The following is a 24,317-nucleotide window of genomic DNA, read 5'->3' as shown; positions in this document are numbered from 1 at the left end:
TAAGGATGAAGATAACAATTTCAGGCGTATTACTGGGTGTTTTCTTACTGGCCGGATGCAGTCAGCCAAAGGCTGAGGCACAAACGCAAAGCGGTGGTACGGGAACAATAAAAGCGATTAACCATACCAAATGGGCCATCAATCATTTCAGCGTAAACGGTCAGTCGGGCATAGATGCTATCGGGCCTTTTGACGGCGGTGGCGGTGGGTGTTGCTATGGTGTACCGACAGTCTGGAAACCCGGAATGACAGTACGTATAGACTGGGAAAGCGGTGAGGCTTCCACAGAGGGATTCCCGGGATTTGCTGACTATGAAAAATATAAGGCCTGGGAAAAGAAAATGAGTGCAAATAACAGAGAACATAGCAAAATAGTACCGCTTCCCGATTATACAGGACAGGAAACCTGCGGTATTACGGTACATTTTTTACCCTGTGATGACGTAAAGGTAACAACCAGCTGCTGGTCACCTGCTAATGCTAATTATCCAATCAAACTTCCGCTGGAAATGAAGGAGCCGAAAGTATGTCCGAAGTAACCACGGATTTGGTCTGGTACCCGCCTGAATTTCCTGCGCAAGGACGTTTGCCTTCGCAGGCGACACTGGTGGGGAAAAATTGCAGGCAGCAGGAAAGCCGGGAGCGAGCTTACCGCAATGAACTCTGCCAGGCTAAAAACAAGCTGGTAGATATGCCTTGCTGCAAAACACTGCATATTAGTCTGTTCTTTGATGGCACCGGTAATAATATTAATAACGATCTTTATCTCTCTGAGCAAAAACACCCGACAAATATTGCTCGTCTGTTTCGTGCCTCTATCGGCAGCGGGTATGCAGGGGGTATTGGTCAGTCTGATGCTCTTTTTGACAGCAATGAAGCCGTTTCCGGGCGGTATTTTAAATATTATATTCCGGGCGTGGGCACCCCTTTTCCTGAAATTAACGATCTTGACTATACCGGTTGGGGGCTGGCTACAGCGGCGATGGGAGAGGAGAGAATTAACTGGGGGCTCCTGCGCATTATTGATGCTCTGAAATTTACGCTGACTCAGAAATGGATGAGTAATGCTGAAAGCCGAAAAGCACTGGATCGAATGGGTACGAGCTGGGCCACCTTTGGTTTAACCGGGAGCCATAATCGTTACGAAACGTTTACCGATGAGCTAAAAAAGCTGAAGCCTTTGCTGGGTCCTGCGTTGCAGCAGCCGAGCCCCACGCAGCCAAAGCTGTTGGCGATTAAGCTGTATGTGTACGGCTTCTCTCGCGGGGCGGCCGCAGCGCGTGCCTTTGTCAACTGGCTGAGCGAGCTGCTGCCCGTACCAACAGGCAAAGACGAAAAGCCCGAGCAGTGCCTGATGGTTGATGAATTGAAAATTCCCGTCAGCGTGGAATTTCTTGGGCTGCTGGATACCGTGGCGTCCGTGGGGGTTGCGCATGTAGCCCCGGTGGCGGAAGGGCATATGTCCTGGGCCGACAACACCCAGGAGTTGCCAAATGAAAAAACTTACGGCGGACTGATTAAGAATTGCGTGCATCTGGTGTCCTCCCACGAGCAGCGTCTTTGTTTCCCGCTGGACTCTATTCGTCGAGCTGACGGTCAATATCCGGCAAACAGCAAGGAAATAGTTTATCCGGGTATGCATTCAGATATTGGCGGCGGGTACCCACCAGGTGATCAAGGGAAAGCAAATTATATAGATGTAAGCGATAGTCAGATACTTTCCCAAATCGCGTTACATGATATGTACTGCAACGCTTTTAGTGCTGGAGCTCCATTAAAGGTTGCGATTAATGCTATACCTGATGATTTAAAAAATGATAGATGGCGAACTCTTCCTCTTGATGTCCTTAAGGAGTATTCACTCCACCCATCGTTAATTAACCGCTTCAACGCCTGGCGAGAACTCACACTTAATCTCCCCCCCTCAGGGAAGAAAATAACTGACGAACAGGCTGCAGAATATGATCCTCCTCGGGCGACAGTCAGTCTCGAAAAAGCCTTCGAAAATCAGATAGCCTGGATCACCGCGTGGCGAATCGACCGCTATGCCAAAGGCACCATGCTTACTACGCCGTTTTACCTGCGGGCATCGGACAAAGATGGCAACCCGGGAGCGCTGGAAACGTCCAAAGTTAAACGGGACCTGAAGCAGGGGGCGGTTGAGGCCCGACGGAGAGAGAAAATCGCCAGCCAGCCTGCAGATAAAATGGATGAGTTAGTGCTGGAAGCCGGGATAAAGGACTTTGACCCGGATATCGCTCAAACCCAGCTGAAGCAGGCCGCGGTGGAGTTTGGCGAAGACTATCGACAACAGCTCCGCAGCCCGACCAGCATTGGGCAACTGGTGCTGGCGGCCATCCCGCACAACACCATATTCCTGCTTAATATCGATGACAGGCCGCGAGAATATGCCCTGATCAAAGCCTCAGCCGACACGAAGGTTGCGACATTGTTCCCGCCGCTCGGAGAGGCCTCAAACGCTGACACCCCGGCCGGGCTGGTCAGAGCGCTTTTTGACGATCAGGTACATGATTCCCGTGCGTGGTTTATGCATTACGCGCTGGGAACGCGTGAGCCCTGGGGGAGCTACTTCCTCTACCGGATGATCTACTTCGGTGATAACTGCAATAAATCGCTCTCTCCGTTGACCATTGCCGGTGATGTCGTTGGAGCCGCCACGGTGGTGGGTGGGGTGATCTTCAGCTTCAGGCAGAAAGGCACGTCGGCAAAACTGGCTGGCCTTGCCGCAACGGCCGGGCTATTCACGCTGGAATCTCAGGCAGTGGATTACCTGACCGGACTGGCTATCCCAATGGTCGACAACGCTGATGCGTTAAAAGCCTTTACCACAGAGCCTGGCGTGGTCACGGCGCAACAGACCGCAGCAATAGGTGAAAAGCGCCTGGAGATGGCGAAATTAATTATTCAGTCCGGATGGCTGGAAAAAGCACAATCGCTGGTGACTACCTGAGCAGGAGGCAGTGAATGAAACAGGTCATTCGTGAGGGAGATACCCTGAAGGAGTATGGCGGTAAGGTTCTGGGGGGACACTATCTCTGTTTTGGTAAAGGGATAGCCGCTAAAGGGGATGCGGTTAAATGCAACAAGCACGGTATGACGATCATTGCGGAAGGCAGTACACTCTCAGAGGTCGATGGTCAGCCTGTCGCCCTGCATGGACATCGCTGCGCGTGCGGCTGCACGCTGGTGAGTTCCTTCCCTGATTTTGGTATCGAACAGTGAGGAACGTGCCGGAGTATCCTGTCTGGGAGACAGCCAGAGCACCCATAACCCGTCGCTGGCTGCAGGCAGGGGCATTTATTATTTTACTTGCCGGAGGCGCTGGGGCGTTGACTGGCGAGGCAAACCGCAGCGCTGCGGCTTTTGCGGTAATGGGCTTTGCCCTGGTCTCCATCGGTTTTCTCTGGCTTTGCCGACTGCTTTATTACCGCTTCTCTTTGCACCATGCAATGGCCTGGCAACGCAACGTCAGGCACGAGCAGAGCCTGTGGTGGGAAGAACATCAAAGCCTGCTTGGGCTGCAAGACGTCCTGCTGCTTGGCCCGGCAGGTGTGGAAACGGTGGACTGGCAAAGGGTGCTTCGCCGTATTCAGCGGCCCCCTGCTGAACGTCACGAGTCTGGTGGGAAAACACTGCGTATTGCCCGAACCTTCTCCACAGAGAGTCAGGAACGGGAGCAGCAGCTGGTTCGCGCGCTGGTGATGCAGTGGAAGACGAGCCCACGCGATATGCCGCGGTCGATCTCGCAGTGTTTTTTTCTGGGAGATGCCCTCGTATGGTCAGCTTTTTATGCACAAATGAAGGACTCTTTTCCAGGGATCGCATTGCCAGACCAGCCTGAACGCTGGGAGGGAGAGGCGACGCTTGCGAGATTGACGGCCCTGCTTCGTGAGGATGCGAAAAGTCAGTATCTTGTGGTTGGATGCGTTTCATGCCCCGCTTCACCTGATAGCCTGTTGCCCGCAGGGGAGTCCGCAGTACTGTGGCTGATAGGCACTGACGCACCAGTGGTGATGCCTCGGGGGGAATATTATGACGCCTTTGCTTCAGACAAATTGAACATCGTCTGCGAACGCGCAGTTACTCAATGTGAACTTAAGGAAGATCCGGCCGCCTGCATTTTGTTTTCGCATCCTCAAATTCCCCAGATTGACGAGTGTGGCTGGAATACCACCCATAACCTGCAGGACAGCTATTGGGGAATGCCGGGAAGCATGGAACCTCTTATTGTTATTTCTCTTGCCGCTCTTTTTGCCCAAAACGAAGCACAGCCTTGCGGCTGGATTAGTACCGATCCTCAACATACCCTCGCTCTTGGAATAGTAAAGCCACATGGAAAAGGAAAACGCCCTTAAACCAGACACAAGTATCTCGACTGCCGTAACGGTGACTATCACCCTTGCTGTTGTCACTTTGGTGATACTTTTTGGAGGCCTCCTCTACTGGTATTTCGCTGTTGATGTCTCGCTGGGCTGGGAATCGGTTCGGCCCCTGCTTATTGTCTGCGGCATTGCCTGGATTGCGTTAGTTTGCCTGATTGTGCTGGGTTTTCTCGGCGTTCAGCTGTGGCAGATATGGCATGTCAAGACGCTCTCGACGCGAGGAGAGAGAGAAAACCACAGAAAGCAAAAAGTAAAACAGCAGGGATTAAAAGCCGAAATCGCGGGTTCTTTGCGCAAGCGCTACACCCTTTTCTGGCGCCGTAACGTCCGCCTGCTGCTGGTTACCGGTGATGAGACGGCAATCGAACAGCTGGTTCCTGGTCTGCAGGAAAACCAGTGGCTTGAAGACAATCGTACTGTACTGATTTATGGCGGCAGTCTGGCTTCTGAGCCCGATCGCGAAAAATACACCGCGCTGCGTAAACTTCGCCGGGGACGTCCACTGGACGGGGTTATCCGGGTCATACCTCCAGCATTTAACCTGACACCACAGATGAGTGACAACGATTTACGCGGGCTGGAAAAAATCAGCGAACTGCTGCGTTATTCCGCACCGGTATGGTTATGGCAACTGCGCGACAGTAAATGGTCGCAGGCTAAGCGTATTGAGCAGGTGGTGGGGGCTCATTTCCCGCTGCGCGCTAAAGAAAGCGACATTATCGGTCAGCTTGAACTGATGCTGCCGGCATTGCGGACGCAGGGGGTGAACCAGGCCGCTGAGAACAACCGTCACGATTTCCTGCTACGTCTGGGCCAGCATCTCAAAGACGGCGGCATTGCCCGTTGGGCTCAGCAACTGACGCCATGGCTCTTTATCTCTCAGCAGCGTGTTCCGCTGCGTGGCCTGATATTTAGCTGCCTGCCGGACAAAAAATCTACTGACGCAGAGTCCTCTATCGCGTCTGTACAGCGTCATGCCCTTACTCTGCCCGTAACCTGGCAGGGTATTATTGAAGACTGCACCCGAGTTCGTGGCCGCCGTGTTGGTATGGCCTGGGAACAGACGCTGGCCTGGACACTGATGACCATCATCGGTATCTGGGGAGCGGGTACACTGCTGTCGTTCGCGGTCAACCGCATGCAGATAGTCTCTGTTGCCGAGCAGGCGCATGCGCTGGTGGAGCATCCTTCCGTATCGGATTACCAGCTCACGGCTCTGCATACCCTGCGTAATGACGCTGGCCGCCTGCAGCACCGTATTCAGGAAGGAGCGCCCTGGTACCAGCGCTTCGGTCTGGACCATAACCAGCAGCTGCTCGATGCGTTGCTACCCTGGTACGGCGTGGCAAACAACCGCCTGATACGCGACCCGGCGAATCAGACGCTGACACAAAAACTCAGCGCATTGGCAAACTCTGCCCCCAACAGTGACCAGCGTGCACAGCTGGCGAAGCCGGGTTATGACCAGCTTAAAGCGTGGCTGATGATGTCTCGTCCGGATAAAGTCGACGGCGCGTTTTACGCCCAGACTCTGAAAAGCGTGCAGCCGACACGAATGGGTATTTCTACCGGTCTGTGGCAAAGCCTGGCGCCGGATTTGTGGGCCTTCTACATCACCGAACTGCCTAAGCAGCCCCAGTGGAAAATCACACCGGATGTGCAGTTGGTCAGCCAGAGTCGCCAGTTGCTGTTGCAGCAAATTGGGCGTCGTAACGCTGAAAGCACACTGTATGAAAATATGCTCAAGTCAGTGCGTCGTAACTTCGCCGATGTCTCCCTGGAGGACATGACCAGCGGTACCGATGCGCGTCGACTTTTTACTACCGAGGAGGTCGTGCCGGGCATGTTCACCCGCCAGGCCTGGGAAGGTGGCATTCAGCAGGCTATCGAAAAGGCTGCAAATTCCCGCCGGGATGAAATTGACTGGGTGCTGAGTGATTCCCGTAAAGCCGTATCGGCGGATCTGTCGCCGGAAGCGCTCAAAGCACGCCTGACAGAGCGTTATTTCATTGACTTTGCCGGCAGCTGGTTGAATTTCCTTAACAGCCTGCACTGGAACCCGGCAAACAATATTGCGGACGTTACCGACCAGCTTACGCTGATGAGCGATGTCCGCCAGTCGCCACTGATTGCCCTGATGAATACCCTCGCCTGGCAGGGACAGACAGGCCAGCAAAGCGAAGGTCTTTCGGACTCCCTCATCAAATCGGCTAAAGATCTCGTCGGTGGAAAAGATAAACCTGCCATTGATCAGTCTGCGTCAGGGCCGCAGGGGCCGCTGGACGATACCTTTGGCCCGCTGCTACAGCTTCTGGGTAAAAACAAAGGCGGTAACGTCATGTCGGCGGACAACTCCCTGAGTCTGCAGACGTATCTGACCCGTATCACCCGCGTGCGTCTGCGACTGCAGCAGGTGGCCAGCGCTTCTGACCCGCAGGCAATGATGCAGACCCTGGCGCAGACCGTATTCCAGGGCAAAAGCGTGGACCTCACCGACACTCAACAATACGGTAGCCTGATTTCGGCAAGTCTTGGTGAGGAGTGGAGCGGATTTGGCAGCACAATGTTTGTGCAGCCGCTGACCCAGGCCTGGGAGACCGTACTTCAGCCGTCGGCAGCCAGTCTGAATGACAAATGGAGCCGCTCGGTTGTCGCGAACTGGCAAACTGCCTTTGACGGTCGTTTCCCGTTTGCTGCCAGCAAAAGTGATGCCTCTTTACCGATGCTGGCTGAATTTGTGCGTAAGGACAGTGGACGGATAGAGCGCTTCTTGTCGACAGAGCTCAACGGTGTGTTGCACAAAGAGGGTAGCCAGTGGGTACCGGATAAGGTCAACAGCCAGGGGCTGAACTTTAACCCGGCCTTCCTGCGGGCCATTAACCAGCTGAGCCAGCTGTCAGACATCCTGTTCACCGATGGCAGTCAGGGCATCAGCTTTGAGCTGCAGGCGCGTCCTGTGCCACAGGTGGTGGAGACGCAGCTAACCATTGATGGACAAAAGCTGCACTACTTCAACCAGATGGCCGACTGGCAAAGCTTCCGCTGGCCGGGAGAGACTTACAAGCCGGGAACGATGCTGACATGGACCACGGTCAACGCCGGTGCGCGCCTGTTCGGGGATTACAGCGGAACCTGGGGCTTTATCCGCTGGCTGGACTTGAGCAAGCGTCAGCAGCTTGACCGCAGCCAGTGGATGATGAGCTTTACCGCACCGGATGGTCGCACCCTGCAGTGGGTGCTGCGCTCCCAGCTCGGAAAAGGCCCGCTGGCGCTGTTGGATCTGCGTGGTTTCACGCTGCCGGATCACATATTCAGTGTCGACAGCGCGGCCACCGCTCAGGCGCTGATGGCTAATACGGAAAACAATGACATGGAGGGCGTCGAATAATGAGCGCATTGCAGAATTTGGTTACCGCCTGTCAGGCTGACGATGCTCAGCTGCGTGAACAGGCGCAGACGCGCACGGATAACTGGCAGCCCTGGCTTGCTCCGGTAAGCGTAGCCAGTCCGACAGGGGAAGACCCGGGATATGACGATGATTTTCAGCGTATCCGCGAAGAGGTTAATAAGCTCTCTGGGATTGATACCGAACTGATATGCACGCTTGCTGAAAAGTTACTGACCACCACGGCCAAAGACATCCGGATTGTGACCTACTACTGCTGGGCGCGTCTCCACCAGCATGGCGAAGCCGGCTTTGCCGAAGGGCTTGAACTGCTTGCCGGATTATTGCAGCGCTACGGCATGCAGCTTCACCCGCAGCGGGACCGAAGCCGCAAGGCTGCACTGGAATGGCTTGCCGGTAGCCGTGTCCTGGACAGTCTGTCACTGTTCCCGGAGGTCATACGCGAGGATGCACAGCGTACAGCCGGGGCCTTGCTGCTCATCAGTACCTGTCTGGAGACAGAGCCGGAGGCATCGCGGCCAGAGCTGAATGCCCTGTACAGCGGGCTGGAGTCTCGCCTGATGAAGGCCGGTGGTGTGGATGCCGTGGTACCGCAGAACGCAGGGAATAAGGCGCAGTCACAGCCCTTTACGCATGCGACCGAGTCAGATGCGCCGGTTCTGAACCGCATCACCTCCGGTCAGGATTTGCTGGCCCAGGCCCGTACCCTGACGGGATATCTGCGCGAGCAGCCCGATGGCTGGCTTGCCGCACACCGGCTGATGAAAAGCCTGCGCCATGACACGCTGCGAGCGATCCCTGCACCGGATGCCGAAGGGAAAACACGTATCGAACCACCGCGGGCTGACCAGCGGGCAATGCTTAAACGGTTGTACCTGCAGCAGAGCTGGCTGGAGATACTGGAGCAGGCGGACAGCACCTTCTCGCGTGGTGCTAATCACCTCTGGCTGGATTTGCAGTGGTATATCCACCAGGCTCTGGTGAAATTGGGGCACGATGTGCTTGCCGATATCATCATCGCCGATCTGAAAGGGCTGCTGAGCCGTCTCACAGGACTTGAAACGCTGGCCTTTAATGACGGAACGCCGTTTGCCGATGAAGTCACGCTCAACTGGATAAATCAGAGCGTGCTGGACGATTTGTCCAACTGGCGGGATGAGCCGGTCAGTGCTGCTGCTCAGACAGATAACGATATCCTGCTCCTCGAGCCGGAAGCGCTGGAGAAAGCGGACACTGACGGTCTGGATGCCACCCTTCACTGGCTCCAGACCCGTCCAGGTTGCGACTCTACAAAAGACAAATGGCTGCTGCGCCTGCTGATGGCCCGCATAGCCGAGCAAAAGGGTAAAAATGAGCTTGCCCTGCATCTGCTGGGTGAACTCGATAGCGCCGCACGGTCAATCACCCTCACGCAGTGGACACCGGCCCTGTTATTTGAAGTGAAATCCCGTCGCCTCAGACTGCTACGCATGAAAGCTACACGCAGTGAAACCGATAAATCACGTCTTCAGCCGGAGATGGACCAGCTTCTTGCCGGTCTGATTGCGCTCGACCCGGCAAGTAGTGCGGTGCTTTGCGGATAAAAACGCCTGGCTACCTTTAACATTCCTATACTCAGGTTTTTTATGGACGACTTAACCCTGCGTTACTACGACGCTGAAATGCGCTACCTGCTGGAAGCCGGCGAAGAGTTTGCCCGTGCTCACCCCGAGCAGGCGGCAATGCTCAATCTCGATAAAGCGGGCGCGCGCGACCCTTACGTGGAGCGGCTTTTCGAGGGCTTTGCCTTCCTGATGGGCCGCCTTCGTGAAAAGCTCGACGATGACTTACCGGAGCTGACCGAAGGCCTGGTCAGCCTATTGTGGCCGCATTACCTGCGTACCATTCCGTCAATGTCGGTGGTGGAGTTCACCCCTGACTGGCGTGAGATGAAAGAGCAGATGCGCATCGCCAAAGGTTTCGAAGTGAACTCGCGGCCGATCGGCGAGAAGGCCACGCGTTGTCGGTACACCACAACCAAAGAGATCACCCTCCTGCCGTTGTCGCTGGAGCAAGCCCGCTTGTCGACTGACCCTGACGGGCGTTCGGTTATCAGCCTGCGCTTTAACTGCAGCCATCTTGCCGACTGGAGTCGTATCGATCTCAGCCAGATCCCGCTCTACTTCAACGCTGATGCACCGCTGGCCTGCGCAATGCATGAAGCCTTTACCATGAATACAGCGCGCATCTGGCTGCGGATGCCGGGCGACATGGACAGAAGACCGCTCGACGGGTATTTCACCGCGCTGGGCTTTGGCGATGATGACGTCCTGTGGCCGAAGGGAAGCAGCAGCTTTAGCGGCTATCAGCTGCTGCTCGAGTACTTCACCTTCCGTGAGAAATTCATGTTCACGGGGCTGCGTGGGCTGGAGACCGTGGCCTTTCCGGCTGAGCTCCCATGGTTTGAAATCGACGTGGTGCTGGCAGAACGCTGGGAGCATGATTTCAGCTTTACCGAAAAGCATCTGCGCCTGAACTGTGTGCCGGTGATTAACCTGTTCCCGCTGGAATCCGATCCGCTGACGCTCAATTCCCTGCAGACCGAATACATGCTGCGCCCGATGCGCGTGCAGGATGGCCACACCGAGATATATGCGGTGGATTCGGTGATGTCATCGAGCCAGCATACCTACGTGCCATTTTCAAGCTTCCGCCACAAGGGCGGAATGATGCGCCATGAAGCCCCGGAATATTACTACCACACCCGCGTGCGCCGTGGCCCGTCGGGGTTGCATAACACCTGGCTTATCCTCGGCGGGGAAGCGTTTGATAACCACACGGTGCCGGAGGATGAAAGCCTGTCGCTGACGCTAACCGGCACCAATGGCCAACTACCTCGCAGAGCGTTGCAAAGTACCGTGCTCGATACAGTGATGAAAACCACTTCAGCCAGTATCGCCGTGCGTAACCTGTGTGCGCCGACGCTGCCTTGTTATCCGCCAGCACAGGATCGCTTTCACTGGCGTGTGCTGAGCCATCTCGGCAGCGGCTTCCTGTCGATGATGGACAATGCCGACGTGCTGCGCGGCACGCTGGCGCTGTACGAGTGGACTGACAGCGAGATGAACCGCCGTCGTCTGGAGGCGATTATCGATGTGAAGCACAGTGAAACGGAACGCTTTGAGCAGGGATATCTGGTGCGCGGGGTGCAGATTGAGGTGACGCTTGAGAGCAACGGCTTTGCCGGGCGCGGCGATATCTGTCTGTTCGGCGAGATGCTGAGCCGCTTCTTTGCACTGTACACCGATATCTATCTGTTTAACCGCCTGATTATTATTCTGCAACCGACCGGAGAGCGCCTGGAATGGGAAGAGAAGCACAACCGCCGTATTCCCGGCTGACCCCGCGGCTGGAGGCCGATCTTCACCGCATCAACTTTTATCGTTTATGCCAGCTACTGGAGAAGCGCCATCCGGACAGGCCGCTGATGGGCTCTACCAGCCATCCGGCGGATGACCCGGTACGCTTTGCGCCGCACCCTGGAATGGGGTTCCCGGCCAGTGAACTGAAGGCTGTCGAGTATGACGAGGATGATGACAGCAGGCCACCGATTATCCGCACGACCTTTATGGGGATGTACGGTGTTGATTCGCCTCTACCGACTGCCTATCTCGATGACATTTCCCAGCGCCGGGAAGGACATGAGGCGCTGCAGGGGTTTCTGGATATTTTCAGTCATCGCATCCTGACGCAGTTTTACCGCGTCTGGCGTAAATACTCGTATCCGGCCACGTTTGAGCCCGGCGGTACCGACAGCATTTCGCAGTCGTTATTGGGTCTGGTTGGTCTGGGAATACCGGGCACTGCGAATCATATAGCCACGCCAGTGTCCCGCTTTCTGGCGCTACTGGGTGTGCTGCAGCAGCCGGGCAAAACTCAGGAAGGGATGCAGGCACTGGTGCGCCTGCTGGCGCCCGATACGACGGTGCAGGTGAGTCCGTATTGTCTCCGGCCTGTAGATATTGACAGGCCGCTGGGTTTTTACGGTGACGAAGAGTTTCTTCTTGATGGCAATACGCCTCTGGGTGACGAAGCGATGGATGCCGGCAGCCAACTGCTGGTTGCTCTCGCAACGGACAACGAACAGGAAGCGCAGGGCTGGAAACCGGATGGCCAGTTGTACCTGGATTTCCTGGTAATGCTACGGGTATATCTGGGCTGGCGGTTTAAAGCCAGAATTACCCTGACCACTTCCGTACGTCTGCTGGCCGTTCCACCGCTTGGAGACAATCCTTTCTGGCTGGGACTGAACGGCGTGCTGGGCGCTGATGATGATAGCCTTCCGGATGATATTCCTGAGACCTTTACGACAGAGCTGGGTTATTACAGTGGCCTGGAGCCTGCAAAAACACAACAAGGAAACAGACGTGTTACGTACAAGTTTAATTAAGACTACGCGTTGGCTGATGCCGCTGATAGCACTCACTCTGACGGGCTGTGGGGTAACGCAGAGCGTCACCGACGGTACCAGATCGGCGTTCAATTCTGTGTTCTATAAAAAAATTAAAATCCTGCATCTGGATTTTACCGCACGTGAAGCGCTGAACACCGACTCCCGTGAAAGTAACTCGCTGTCTCAGCCGGTGGTGATAAGGGTTTACCAGCTCAAAGACCGCAAAACCTTTGATAAGACGGTGTATCAGCAGTTGCTTCAGGATGATAGCACCATTCTCAAAGACGACATGCTGGCCATTCGTGATGTCGTGGTGAAACCGGGTGGCGATGCAAACCTTGATATGCCAATGGAAGAAAAGGCGCAGTTTGTCGCGGTGGTAGGGCTGTTCCGCCATCCGGATATGGACAACAACGCCTGGAAGCAGGTTATCAAACGCAGTGACCTGGATCCGGATAAACCACGTATCCTGGAAGCAGGTGATAACTCTCTGACGCTGCAACCGCTTAAGGACGACTGATGCCCTACGGACATAACACGCCTTCGCTGTATGAAATGTTAACGGGAAATTTTACAGGTGGCCTCAATCTCAACCAGGTCAGTGAGGAAAATCAGGTCATCCTCTCGGTACTGGATAACATGCAGCGTATCCTCAACTGTCGTGCCGGCACGCTGGCGCATCTGCCTGACTACGGCCTGCCGGATATGACCAAAATCCTGCAGGGCATGCCGGGAACGGCCCATGAGCTGATGGGCACATTGTCTGCCGTCCTGCTCAAATATGAACCCCGCCTGAAAAAAATAACCGTTGTCCTGCTGGAACAGAACGTCCCCGGCGAACTGTGCTATGCCATTGACGCTGAACTTAAAGGGATTGGCCTGGTGCGCTACGGGACTGAATTTATGCCCGAAGGACGGGTCCTGTTAAGGCATCTCAGGCAACAGCAGTATCTCGACACCACTCTTCGTATATAAGGTCCGATAACATCATGTCTGTAAAATTACAGTTCCTGAAGAAGTTGCAGGCACGCCAACCTGCACCTGTTCCTGCCATCAGCAAGAGTCAGGCTGATATTGCAGAGTTTCGCCAGCGAATGGCCCAGCTTCAGGAGCAAATGGACGCGTGGCTGACGGATACGGGACTGAATGTGGAGCCACTGACGGTATCCGTTCCAGATCTGCTGGTGGAGGGCGGGGCTTTTGAGATTTCCGGTATCGTTTTGCGCTATGACAGCCGGGCGGTCAAATTTATGCCGATCTTTCTGTATGGACAGGGCGTCGCCGGTTGTGTCGAGGTGACTTTCTATTCCGGGGACAAGTTGATTTCTCAAGGACGTCTGTTCATGCGGGTGGGGAACGCAAATGGCTGGATCTTTACTCCCCCTGATACCTCATCCCGGTCCGGACAACTATTTGATGAAGGTGTATTTTTCGGTCTGATTTTAGCGCTGCTGCCATAGCGATATTTCTGAGTCATTGCACTTTTAAACGCAAAATAGCCCCTCACATCAACTGACGAAATTAACCACACGGATATGCAGGCCCTCCAGGATGACCACACATATAACGTTAAAAACCGGCGGCGACCCGCGCACGCTGCCAGATTACGCCGCCCTCCGCGATGAGCTCAGCAAGCTGGCGCATCCTGCTCGCCCGGATGTAAACTGGCAATATGTCGAAAAACGCTGTCTCTCTCTGTTTGAACAAAACGGTGTGGAGTTGCAGACTGCGGCCTGGTACACCCTTGCCCGGACTCACCTGTCTGGATTGGCTGGCCTGAACGAAGGGCTGGCGATTCTGGAGGCCCTGATTAGCCATCAGTGGGACGTTTTCTGGCCGAAGACGCTACATACTCGTCTGGAGATCCTTACCGGCCTGAGCCAGCGACTGCAGCAGCGCATGCGTATGCTTCCACTCAACAACAGCCATCTAAGTGAGCTTTACAGTGCTGAAACGTTGCTTACCCGGCTGAGTGCGGTGCTCCAGCGTCTTGAACTGAAACACCTAAGCCAGTTCGATACGTTACGAACAATGATACGTTCGAATGCTGAACGGCTGGAAAGCAGTAATGACGCATCAGATCTGAATGCACGCATGATGCCCGGTTGCGAATTACCTCAGGAAAGGGCAGAACCGGTTGACGACGTGAAATGGGTCTATGTTGTGCAGCCGGAAAATCAGCCTGATGCAGAGGGTCTTACGACAGCGCACGGGGCGGTCAGACCATGGAAGCCTTTTGTCGCCGGGATGTGTTCTATGCTGGTGGTCAGCCTCGCCGCGGCGTGGGGAGGGGGCTTTCTGTCCAGACCCGATCCCTTAACGACTCAGGTTGTTGCCTCGCTGGCGCCGTTACCTGAAGTACTTACACCTGCTCAGCAAGAGGCGTTAGCACAGCGAGGCACTTTACCGTCCACGTTTATCACAGAAACGCAGCAGCAGCTTGCCCGACTGGATAAGCTGCCCCCTGACTGGAATATTTCCTACAGCCTTGAGCTGTTAGCGCAACTCCAGACGGTGCGGCCGGAGGAGGCAAAGCCGCTTGCCGTGCAGTGGCAGCAAAAATTTAACGCGGCAGCGTTGCCTGCTGAGGCCATGAACAGCTGGTATCAGGGAATGATGAAGCTACAGCAACTGAGCCATCGGCTGAGTAGTCTGGATGAGCAAAAGGGAAAATATATCACGGTGAGTGAGCTTAAATCGGTGGTTTTTTCGACTATACAGTCATTTAACCAAACAATACCGGCTGAAGAACAACTCAGACGCCTGTCACAGCATCCAGCAGGAGGTGTGCTTCCTGAAGCTGAAAAGACCCAGCTGGAGTTGCGTCTTAAACAGCTGGCAACGCGTTACGCTCAAATAAAACGGGATTCTTCTTCGCAGTAAATTCTGCGGTGGACAGGCGAATGTGTTCAACAACACGTGGAGGTCAAAGTGTCCCCTGCAGGAATCGAACCTGCAACTAGCCCTTAGGAGGGGCTCGTTATATCCATTTAACTAAGGGGACGAGGCGGCACGAGTATAGCCTTATTTACACTATGCGTTAAGCGCATCGCCGCCTGACTGCTCAAAGAGTCACCATTCAGGACGATTTTTTTGTCGATTTATCATCATTTTCCCGTGCCTTAAGCTCAGCTTTGCGTTTGTTCGACATGTCGTTACGGATTTGGGCATGGCTTAACAGCGCGAAGATAAACGTTCCGCCGCAGATGTTACCCGCCAGCGTCGGTAGGGCGAACGGCCAGAAAAAATCGCTCCAGTGAAGCGTACCGTTAAAGACCAGATACAGTATTTCAACGGTACCGACCACGATATGCGTGGTATCAGCCAGCGCAATCAGCCAGGTCATCAATATAATCACCACAATTTTGGCGCTCCCTGCTGAAGGAAACATCCAGACCATTGTGGCGATGATCCAGCCGGAGATGATGGCATTCGAGAACATCTCCACCGGCGTGTTTTTCATCACATCCATGCCGATTTTTACAAACGCGTCCCGGGTGGGTTCATCAAAGATCGGCATGTATTCAAACGCCCAGGCCGCGATGCCTGTGCCGATGATATTACCCAGCAGGACGACGCTCCACAGACGCATCAATAAACCGAAGTTGCCGAGGGTAGGGTTTTGCATTACCGGCAGAACGGCGGTCACCGTGTTCTCGGTAAACAGCTGCTGGCGGGCCATAATGACAATCACAAAGCCGAAGGTATAGCCGAGATTCTCGAGTAAAAATCCGCCGGGTACGCCTTCCAGCTGAACATGAAATATCCCTTTGGCGAGCAGAGATGCGCCCATTGAGAGCCCAGCGGCGATAGCTGACCAGAAGAGGGCCATGGCATCGCGCTCCATCTCTTTTTCACCGTCCTGACGGATATGCTCGTGGATGGCCATTGCGCGGGAAGGCAGGCGATCTTCATCAATTTCTATTTTCTCGCCGCGCGCTTTCTCCTCACTTTCAATTTCAATTTCCTCATTGCTCTCGCCAATTTTTTCTTCGCCCACTTCTTTCATATCTGCTCCCGGAGGTTGATCTTTCTGTTAAGCGTAGCGGCTTTTGTCGGGATGCCTGTGGGGATGCTCTTAAATTGGCGGCAATGACAACAAAGGTGATACATCTCTTTCAAAGACATTATAAAATTGCCAGCGAAACGAATTCCAAAAGCCAGGCTATGCTGAGATCAGAGTCACGGTGGTTACTGCCCGTAATTGTGCTCATAGACATCGGTAAACGTGCTGTTACAATCGCTTGCACGTTTACAGACGGAGCGTCAACGGCTCCGTTACGGATGGCAATCAACGATAGCCATACTGAACAGGGAGATATTTATGAAACTTCGGCTGTCGGCGCTTGCGCTGGGCGCGACGATGCTTGTGGGCTGCGCCAGCTCCGGGGAGCAAACGGGACGCTCCGATCCTCTCGAAGGATTTAACCGCTCCATGTATAGCTTCAACTACAACGTGCTGGACCCGTATGTGGTTCGCCCGGTGGCAGTGGCATGGCGCGATTATGTTCCACAACCCGCGCGTAACGGGTTAAGTAACTTTACCAGCAACCTCGAAGAGCCTGCGGTAATGGTGAACTACTTCCTGCAGGGCGACCCGTATCAGGGGATGGTGCACTTTACCCGCTTCTTCCTGAACTCCATTCTGGGGATGGGCGGCTTTATTGACGTCGCTGGCATGGCGAACCCGAAACTGCAGCGTGAACAGCCGCACCGTTTTGGTAGTACGCTGGGGCATTATGGTGTCGGCTACGGCCCTTACGTTCATCTGCCGTTCTATGGCAGCTTCACCGTGCGTGATGATGGCGGTGATATGGTCGATACGCTGTATCCGGTTCTGTCGTGGCTGACCTGGCCGCTGTCGGTAGGTAAATGGACGGTGGAAGGGATTGAAACCCGTGCACAACTGCTCGACTCTGACGGTCTGCTGCGCCAGTCTTCTGACCCGTACATTATGGTGCGTGAAGCGTACTTCCAGAATCATGACTTTATTGCCAACGGCGGTAAGCTGAAGCCGGAAGAGAATCCAAACGCGAAGGCTATCGAAAACGAACTAAAAGATATCGATTCCGAGTAAATAAAAAAGGTGAGCAATGCTCACCTTTTTTGATTCCAGTACGATTAGAACGCGTAGTTGAAGTTCGTACCGAACAGCCAGGCTTTACCTTCAGAGGTAAACTCGTAAGGGCCTTCCTGGAACGTAACTTTCTGACCGTGCATATAAGAAACGCCCGCATCGATGGATGCATTCTCGTTGAACGCATATGTCGCGCCAGCACTTAACCAGAAGCGGTCCTGATCCGGAATGGAAATAGAACGCTTGTCTGCCGGAACCGGGCTGTCGTCAAATGCGATACCGGAGCGGAAAGTCCAGTTTTTATCGTAGTAGTAGGTGGTACCCAACGCAATACGATAGGCGTCGTGGAAGCTTTCGTCCTTATAGAACAGCGTTTGACCATTGGTTCCGGTCGCTTTCAGCTCCTGGAACTGGCTCCAGCTGGTATAGGCCAGGCTATAGTGGATCGCCCATTGAGGTGCAACGCGGTTGTAACCGGACACTTCCCACATTTCTGGCAAATGCAGTGACAGTGAACCTGGAACGGTCTGGTTTGACGTTCCCCAAGGAATGGTGGTACCCGCACCAGGAACCAGGTTGTTCACCGGCTTCAGGATGCCGCTCTTGTAATCGCCGTCGAAGTCAATTTTCACTTCGGAACGATAGGTCAGGCCCCAACGGTTGTTTTTGTCCAGCTCGTACAGGATACCGGCGTTCCAGCCATAGCCCCACTCATCACCTTCAAGACTGGCAATTTTATTGCTGTTTTTTGGCAGGCGAGCAGTTTGCTCTCCGGAGTAACGTTCAATTTTGGCATCGGCGTAGACGGCATCAAAGCCCAGACCAAAGCTCCAGTTATCGTTCAGGCGATAAGCACCGCTCAGGTTCAGGTTCAGCGTAGTGAGGTCTGTTTTACCGCCGTATTCACCAGCCGGATAGTTGCTATTGAACTCGGTAGCAAGGCCGTAGTTAGAGGTTACGGATGCTCCCCAGCCAAACTGTTCATTGATAGGTGCAACGAAGTGCAGGTTAGGGACCCATGCTGTTGGGGCAATATTGTCCGCTTTAAGGCTCGCACCAGTGAAAGGCGACTTGCCTGAAATGTTGACATCAGGATCGATATAAACCGCACCAGCAGAGAAGGTCGGACGATCAAACATCATGATCAATGCAGGGTTACGACTCGCGTTACCCGCATCATCCGCAATCGCACCTTCCCCCGAATACGCGCGGCCAAGGCCAGAGGAAGAAAATTCGTTTAACTGAAAGCCCGCTGACCATGCGGAAGTGGAGACGAGTGCCACTGCGACTGCCAGCGCAGTCTTGTTGAACAGGGTTTTCTGGCTCATGACCATAACCTCATTGAGTTATTTTTATTCAATAATTGTTACATACCGTAACAGGAGCGCGAAGTGTAGGGTCTGAGGTATGACAGACAAATCAGACCAGTGGCCAGAGTATAGGTCCGACCAGCCTGAATGTTGCAAGTTTGTTTATTAATATTTTCAAACATGTTTCGTGAAACGAGATCTGCTTGGCAAAATTGTGACCATCGCGACTCACCCAAAAGGGTGGTTTTTGTTTTAGATCATTTTTTAGTGTGATATTGGTCACTTATCCGATTTTGCGCCATTAACGGCTGGAGAGAGCCCGAGCCGGGGCGTAAAATAGCAGCATCGTGTTTATTTCGCGCGCTGCGCGAATACAGAGGAAATTGAGCTATGAGTAAATGCAGTGCTGATGAAACCCCGGTTTGCTGCTGTATGGATGTTGGGACCATCATGGACAACACCGATTGCACCGCGTCTTACAGCCGTGTGTTCACCAACCGCGCCGAAGCGGAAGAGACCCTGGCCGCGCTGAGCAAGCGTGCGCGTGATGTTGAATCCGATCCGTGTGAAATCAAGTCGACCTTTACCGAAGTGGAAGGCGGCGTGAAGCTGGACATCGACTTTGTTTTCGCCTGCGAAGCAGAAACGCTGATTTTCCAGCTGGGTCTGCGTTAATCCTTTTTGCCCGGCGGCGCTTCGCTTGCACGGGCCTACGATCGTGTAGGCCGGGTAAGGCAACGCCGCCACCCGGCAACATACCGCACAAATGCCCCTGCCATGCAGGGGCATTTTCTTTTTTTTCTCTGTGTTTTAGCTCGCATTTTTTCGTTTCCCCGATTGGCTGAATGTAAAAAAATGGTTAAGACTATTATCAGGTCAGACCACTTTGCGTTTGCGAAAATTTTTTTACAGGGGAATGTTATGAGTCAGGCATTACCGCTTATTACCCGTCAGGGCGATCGCATTGCCATCGTCAGTGGATTGCGCACGCCATTTGCGCGTCAGGCAACGGCGTTCCATGGCATACCGGCCGTCGACCTGGGGAAAATGGTAGTGGGGGAGATGCTGGCTCGCAGCGAAATTCCGCCGGAGGTCATCGAACAGCTGGTTTTTGGCCAGGTCGTGCAGATGCCTGAAGCCCCCAATATCGCGCGGGAAATCGTCCTCGGTACCGGGATGAATGTTCATACCGACGCCTACAGCGTCAGCCGCGCCTGCGCAACCAGCTTCCAGGCCGTGGCGAACGTCGCCGAAAGTCTGATGGCGGGTACCATTCGCGCCGGGATAGCGGGTGGAGCGGACTCCTCTTCGGTACTGCCGATTGGGGTCAGTAAAAAGCTGGCGCGTATCCTGGTCGATGCCAACAAAGCCCGCACGACGGGTCAGAAGCTCAAACTCTTCTCGCGTTTACGTCTGCGCGATCTGATGCCTGTCCCCCCTGCCGTAGCGGAATATTCCACCGGCCTGCGCATGGGCGATACCGCCGAGCAGATGGCGAAAACCTACGGCATTACCCGAGAACAGCAGGATGCGCTGGCGCATCGCTCGCATCAGCTTGCGGCAAAAGCCTGGTCGGAAGGCAAGCTGACCGACGAGATCATGACCGCCTACATTCCGCCCTATCGCGAACCGCTTGCGGAAGATAACAATATTCGCGGCACCTCAACGTTGGCGGATTACGCCAAACTGCGCCCGGCGTTTGACCGCAAGCACGGCACCGTGACGGCGGCGAACAGTACGCCGCTGACGGACGGGGCTGCCGCCGTGATCCTGATGACGGAATCCCGTGCGAAGGAGCTGGGCATTACTCCCCTGGGCTATTTACGCAGCTACGCCTTCACCGCCATTGACGTCTGGCAGGACATGCTGTTAGGTCCGGCGTGGTCCACGCCGCTGGCGCTGGATCGTGCGGGGCTGACGCTGGCTGATTTAACCCTGATTGATATGCACGAAGCGTTTGCCGCACAAACCCTGGCAAACGTCCAGCTGCTGGCAAGCGAGCGTTTCGCACGCGATGTGCTGGGCCGCGCCCATGCCACAGGCGAAGTGGATCAGAGTAAATTCAACGTGCTGGGCGGCTCTATCGCCTACGGTCATCCGTTTGCCGCCACCGGCGCGCGAATGATCACGCAAACATTACATGAACTCCGTCGCCGTGGCGGCGGGTTTGGCCTTGTAACCGCATGTGCGGCGGGCGGCCTTGGCGCAGCAATGGTTCTGGAGGCTGAATAATGGATATGCCATCTGCATTTAATCTGACGGTTCGCCTCGATAACGTGGCCGTTATCACTATTGATGTGCCTGATGAAAAGATGAATACCCTGAAGGCTGAATTTGGCGTTCAGGTGCGCGCGATGCTAAAGCAGATCCGCGAGAACAAAGCCATTCGCGGCCTGGTGTTTATCTCTGCCAAACCCGACAACTTTATAGCCGGGGCGGATATCAACATGATCGCCCGGGCGCAAAGCGCGCTGGAGGCCGAAGAGCTGGCGCGTCAGGGCCAGCAGGTGATGGCGGAGATCAACAGCCTGCCGATCCCGGTTATCGCCGCGATCCACGGGGCGTGTCTGGGCGGTGGGCTGGAGCTGGCGCTGGCCTGCCATAGCCGTATATGTACCGACGATCCGAAAACCATTCTGGGCCTGCCGGAAGTGCAGCTGGGGCTGCTGCCTGGCTCCGGCGGAACGCAACGTCTGCCGCGCCTGGTGGGCGTCAGCACGGCGCTGGAGATGATCTTAACCGGTAAACAGCTGCGTGCCCGTCAGGCGCTGAAAGCCGGTCTGGTCGATGACGTCGTGCCGCAGTCCATTTTGCTGGAGGCCGCCGTTGAGCTTGCGCTGAAAGGGCGTCAGGCAAGACGTCCTCTGCCGGTTCGCGAGCGCGTGCTGGCCGGCCCGCTGGGCAGAACGCTCCTGTTCAACATGGTGGGCAAAAAGACCGAACAAAAGACCAAAGGCAATTACCCGGCGGCAAAGCGGATCCTGGACGTGATCGAAACCGGGCTGTCGCAGGGCAGCAGCAGCGGCTATGCCGCGGAGGCCAAAGCCTTTGGCGAACTGGCGATGACGCCCCAGTCACAGGCGCTGCGCAGCATCTTCTTCGCCAGCACTGAGGTGAAAAAAGACCCGGGCAGCGAGGCATCGCCTGCGCCGCTGCGTGCCATTGGCGTGCTGGGTGGGGGGCTTATGGGCGGCGGTATCGCTTTTGTTACCGCAAGCAAAGGCAAATTGCCTGTACGCATCAAAGACATTAATCCTAAGGGAATCAACCACGCGCTGCAGTACAGCTGGCAGAACCTTGATCAAAAGGTCAAGCGCCGCCATATCAAGGCAAGCGAACGTGATAAAACCCTGGCGATGATCTCCGGCACAACGGATTACAGCGGTTTTGCGCACCGCGATCTGGTGATTGAAGCCGTGTTTGAGGATCTGGCGCTTAAGCAGCAGATGGTGGCAGACGTTGAGCAGCATTGCGCCCCGCACACCATTTTTGCTTCTAACACGTCGTCATTACCGATTGGCGATATCGCGGCAAAAGCCGCGCGTCCGGAGCAGGTGATCGGACTGCACTTCTTTAGCCCGGTAGAAAAAATGCCGCTGGTGGAAGTTATTCCACACGCGACCACCAGCCCGCAAACCATCGCCACGGTAGTCAAACTTGCGAAGAAGCAGGGTAAAACGCCGATCGTGGTCGCCGACAAAGCCGGCTTCTACGTCAACCGTATTCTGGCGCCGTATATTAATGAAGCCATGCGGCTGCTGACGGAAGGCGAGAAGATCGAGCACGTCGACGAGGCGCTGGTAAAGTTTGGTTTCCCCGTGGGCCCAATCCAACTTTTGGATGAGGTGGGAATAGACACCGGCACTAAAATTATACCTGTACTGGAGGCGGCTTATGGCGATCGTTTTAGCCCGCCTGCAAACATTGTTTCTGCAATTTTGAAGGACGATCGCAAAGGCAGAAAAAATGAACGCGGTTTCTATCTTTACGGCGCGAAAGGGCGTAAAAGCAAGAAACAGGTCGACCCTTCGGTTTATGGGCTTATTTCGACCACCGGTCAGGGAAAACTGTCCGCCGTTCAGTGCGCTGAACGCTGCGTGATGATGATGCTCAATGAAGCGGCGCGCTGCTTCGGTGAACAGGTAATCAAAAGCGCGCGCGATGGCGACATTGGCGCGGTATTTGGCATTGGTTTCCCGCCGTTCCTTGGCGGCCCGTTCCGTTACATGGATATGCTCGGCGCGGGTGAAGTGGTTGCTATCCTGCAACGTCTGGCTTCGCAATATGGTCCACGCTTTACACCGTGTGACGAATTATTGCAGATGGCGGAACGGGGCCAGACATTTTGGCCTGCAAGGGAAACTGTCCTCGTAAGCTGAGGTCAAAGAAGGGTAAATCCTGAGGTGAATGAACCTGTTCTGGCGATTTTGTAAACAGAGATTGACTATACTTACGCCATTGAGGTAAAAAACAGCGTTTCATTCACCGAATGGATCAGGCACAATGCCCGGCCATCGGGTTTTCTACCTCTCAGCATTTATCGCGGGTAGTTAACGCCGGTGATTCTGGTTAACAAAAGCGGTGCAATATGCAAGTTTTTATCATGCGTCACGGCGACGCGGCACTCGATGCCGCCAGTGACTCAGTACGTCCTTTGACCGTGTGTGGCTGCGACGAATCTCGTCAGATGGCGACCTGGCTTAAAGGTCAAAAAGTGGACATCGAACGCGTTCTGGTGAGTCCGTTCCTGCGTGCTGAACAGACGCTGGAGGTGGTAGGGGAGTGTATGAACCTGCCGGCCAGCGTGGATGTTCTTCCTGAACTCACCCCCTGTGGCGATGTAGGCCTTGTCAGTGCCTATCTTCAGGCGCTGTGCAATGAAGGTGTTGCATCCGCGCTGGTCATTTCCCACCTGCCACTGGTTGGCTATCTGGTATCTGAGCTGTGCCCGGGCGAAACGCCGCCGATGTTCACGACATCCGCCATTGCCAATGTGTCTCTGGACGAAACGGGTAAAGGTGTCTTTAACTGGCAAATGAGTCCGTGCAACCTGAGGATGGCAAAAGCCATCTGACGTGACGTGTGATTGTGCGGGGGCGCAAAACAGGCCTCCCGCCGTCCTGTCAGGGTAATTCTGGCGGCTGCCACTCTTCCACTTCAATCAACACCAGCAATGCGGCATCTCCGCCGTACTCTTTGGGTGCCTGATGAAACGCCATCACGTGTGGGTGCTGAGCCAGCCACAGCGGCGTCTGTTGCTTGAGGATATGCTTACCGTGGCCGTGCATCACGCAGGCGCAAAAAACATGTTCGCGGCGACAGGCGGCGATCAATGCCCCCAGCTCCTGTTTTGCCTGCATCTGCGTTAAACCGTGCAGATCGAGAAACAGCTCCGGCGAATAATCTCCGCGACGTAACTTTTTCAGTTCAAAATGGCTGACATCTTCGCGCACGTACTTCACCGCACCCTGCGTATTGAGCAGCGGCTGAAATTCATCTGAAAAATAGTGGCTGTTATCCGCCTGCTCCTGCAGCAGCCGTTTGACCGGGACTTCGCTGATTTTTTTACGCTGCGGGCGATGAACGATGGTGTCCTGCGCGATTTTCCGCGTCCCGGTCATTAGCTGGCGGAAGAGCGCCTGATCCTCCTCGCTGAGGGATGTTTTCTTTTTCATTCGTCATTCTCATC

At 54.8% G+C, this 24,317-nt stretch carries 20 protein-coding genes and 1 tRNA gene; 17 read left to right on the top strand and 4 right to left on the bottom strand.

The window, feature by feature from the left end; all coding sequences use genetic code 11:
- Positions 1-5: 5 nt before the first annotated feature.
- The 12 genes from BMW97_RS15350 to BMW97_RS15295 all read left to right on the top strand — a co-directional run bounded on the left by BMW97_RS15350 (position 6) and on the right by BMW97_RS15295 (position 15,124).
- Positions 6-539, top strand: coding sequence for a Tli1a family immunity protein (locus tag BMW97_RS15350; protein WP_045908760.1), 534 nt, complete (start codon positions 6-8; stop codon positions 537-539).
- Positions 527-2,971 carry a T6SS phospholipase effector Tle1-like catalytic domain-containing protein gene (locus BMW97_RS15345; protein ID WP_045908759.1) on the top strand — a complete coding sequence of 815 codons (2,445 nt, stop codon included), beginning with the start codon at positions 527-529 and terminating at the stop codon, positions 2,969-2,971. The genes BMW97_RS15350 and BMW97_RS15345 overlap by 13 nt, the downstream gene beginning before the upstream one ends.
- Before the next feature lie 14 nt (positions 2,972-2,985).
- On the top strand, positions 2,986-3,243 hold the full coding sequence (locus BMW97_RS15340; RefSeq protein WP_045908758.1) for a PAAR domain-containing protein: 258 nt from the start codon (positions 2,986-2,988) through the stop codon (positions 3,241-3,243).
- Between the two features lie 5 nt (positions 3,244-3,248).
- The gene (locus tag BMW97_RS15335; protein ID WP_254783055.1) at positions 3,249-4,376 is read left to right on the top strand and encodes a hypothetical protein; all 1,128 of its coding nucleotides are present in this window, start codon (positions 3,249-3,251) and stop codon (positions 4,374-4,376) included.
- The gene (locus tag BMW97_RS15330; protein ID WP_045908757.1) at positions 4,354-7,791 is read left to right on the top strand and encodes an ImcF-related family protein; all 3,438 of its coding nucleotides are present in this window, start codon (positions 4,354-4,356) and stop codon (positions 7,789-7,791) included. The genes BMW97_RS15335 and BMW97_RS15330 overlap by 23 nt, the downstream gene beginning before the upstream one ends.
- Positions 7,791-9,392, top strand: coding sequence for a type VI secretion system protein TssA (gene tssA, locus BMW97_RS15325; RefSeq protein WP_045908756.1), 1,602 nt, complete (start codon positions 7,791-7,793; stop codon positions 9,390-9,392). The genes BMW97_RS15330 and tssA overlap by 1 nt, the downstream gene beginning before the upstream one ends.
- Before the next feature lie 42 nt (positions 9,393-9,434).
- Positions 9,435-11,189, top strand: coding sequence for a type VI secretion system baseplate subunit TssF (gene tssF / locus BMW97_RS15320; protein WP_045908755.1), 1,755 nt, complete (start codon positions 9,435-9,437; stop codon positions 11,187-11,189).
- On the top strand, positions 11,153-12,238 hold the full coding sequence (gene tssG / locus BMW97_RS15315; protein ID WP_045908754.1) for a type VI secretion system baseplate subunit TssG: 1,086 nt from the start codon (positions 11,153-11,155) through the stop codon (positions 12,236-12,238). Before tssF ends, tssG begins: the two co-directional genes overlap by 37 nt.
- Positions 12,216-12,761, top strand: coding sequence for a type VI secretion system lipoprotein TssJ (gene tssJ, locus BMW97_RS15310; protein WP_045908753.1), 546 nt, complete (start codon positions 12,216-12,218; stop codon positions 12,759-12,761). Before tssG ends, tssJ begins: the two co-directional genes overlap by 23 nt.
- Positions 12,761-13,216, top strand: a complete 456-nt coding sequence (gene tssE, locus BMW97_RS15305) for a type VI secretion system baseplate subunit TssE (protein WP_045908752.1) — start codon at positions 12,761-12,763, stop codon at positions 13,214-13,216. Before tssJ ends, tssE begins: the two co-directional genes overlap by 1 nt.
- A 14-nt stretch (positions 13,217-13,230) precedes the next feature.
- On the top strand, positions 13,231-13,701 hold the full coding sequence (locus tag BMW97_RS15300; RefSeq protein ID WP_090392977.1) for a hypothetical protein: 471 nt from the start codon (positions 13,231-13,233) through the stop codon (positions 13,699-13,701).
- Between the two features lie 91 nt (positions 13,702-13,792).
- Entirely contained in the window at positions 13,793-15,124 is a 1,332-nt protein-coding gene (locus BMW97_RS15295) for a VasL domain-containing protein (RefSeq protein WP_045908750.1), read from the top strand.
- A gap of 49 nt (positions 15,125-15,173) precedes the next feature.
- Here BMW97_RS15295 and BMW97_RS15290 read toward each other — a convergent pair.
- Both BMW97_RS15290 and BMW97_RS15285 read right to left on the bottom strand, forming a co-directional pair.
- Positions 15,174-15,245 (bottom strand) — tRNA-Arg (locus BMW97_RS15290).
- Between the two features lie 75 nt (positions 15,246-15,320).
- Positions 15,321-16,250, bottom strand: a complete 930-nt coding sequence (locus tag BMW97_RS15285) for a formate/nitrite transporter family protein (protein ID WP_045908749.1) — start codon at positions 16,248-16,250, stop codon at positions 15,321-15,323.
- A gap of 315 nt (positions 16,251-16,565) precedes the next feature.
- Between BMW97_RS15285 and mlaA the strand changes: the two genes are divergently transcribed.
- Positions 16,566-17,318 carry a phospholipid-binding lipoprotein MlaA gene (mlaA, locus tag BMW97_RS15280; protein ID WP_023336447.1) on the top strand — a complete coding sequence of 251 codons (753 nt, stop codon included), beginning with the start codon at positions 16,566-16,568 and terminating at the stop codon, positions 17,316-17,318.
- A gap of 44 nt (positions 17,319-17,362) precedes the next feature.
- On the opposite strand, the gene fadL is transcribed toward mlaA, so the two are convergent.
- The gene (gene fadL, locus BMW97_RS15275) at positions 17,363-18,646 is read right to left on the bottom strand and encodes a long-chain fatty acid transporter FadL (protein WP_045908748.1); all 1,284 of its coding nucleotides are present in this window, start codon (positions 18,644-18,646) and stop codon (positions 17,363-17,365) included.
- A gap of 372 nt (positions 18,647-19,018) precedes the next feature.
- On the opposite strand from fadL, the gene BMW97_RS15270 reads away from it, so the two are divergent.
- The 4 genes from BMW97_RS15270 (at position 19,019) to sixA (ending at position 23,702) form a co-directional block, all read left to right on the top strand.
- Positions 19,019-19,303 carry a YfcZ/YiiS family protein gene (locus BMW97_RS15270; protein WP_023336445.1) on the top strand — a complete coding sequence of 95 codons (285 nt, stop codon included), beginning with the start codon at positions 19,019-19,021 and terminating at the stop codon, positions 19,301-19,303.
- A gap of 246 nt (positions 19,304-19,549) precedes the next feature.
- A complete protein-coding gene (gene fadI, locus BMW97_RS15265) occupies positions 19,550-20,860 on the top strand; it encodes an acetyl-CoA C-acyltransferase FadI (RefSeq protein ID WP_045908747.1) in 1,311 nt (436 codons plus the stop codon).
- Complete coding sequence (gene fadJ / locus BMW97_RS15260) at positions 20,860-23,007, top strand: fatty acid oxidation complex subunit alpha FadJ (protein WP_045908746.1); 2,148 nt, start codon at positions 20,860-20,862, stop codon at positions 23,005-23,007. The genes fadI and fadJ overlap by 1 nt, the downstream gene beginning before the upstream one ends.
- 209 nt (positions 23,008-23,216) lie before the next feature.
- The gene (gene sixA, locus BMW97_RS15255) at positions 23,217-23,702 is read left to right on the top strand and encodes a phosphohistidine phosphatase SixA (RefSeq protein WP_032623034.1); all 486 of its coding nucleotides are present in this window, start codon (positions 23,217-23,219) and stop codon (positions 23,700-23,702) included.
- Positions 23,703-23,751: 49 nt separating this feature from the next.
- On the opposite strand, the gene smrB is transcribed toward sixA, so the two are convergent.
- Complete coding sequence (gene smrB / locus BMW97_RS15250; protein ID WP_008502613.1) at positions 23,752-24,303, bottom strand: endonuclease SmrB; 552 nt, start codon at positions 24,301-24,303, stop codon at positions 23,752-23,754.
- Between the last annotated feature and the right edge of the window lie 14 nt (positions 24,304-24,317).

The organism is Enterobacter sp. NFIX58 (assembly GCF_900110475.1).
Taxonomy (GTDB): Bacteria; Pseudomonadota; Gammaproteobacteria; order Enterobacterales; family Enterobacteriaceae; genus Enterobacter; species Enterobacter quasiroggenkampii.
Note: the sequence above shows the minus strand (reverse complement) of the source record. Positions and strands in the feature narration are given on the sequence as shown.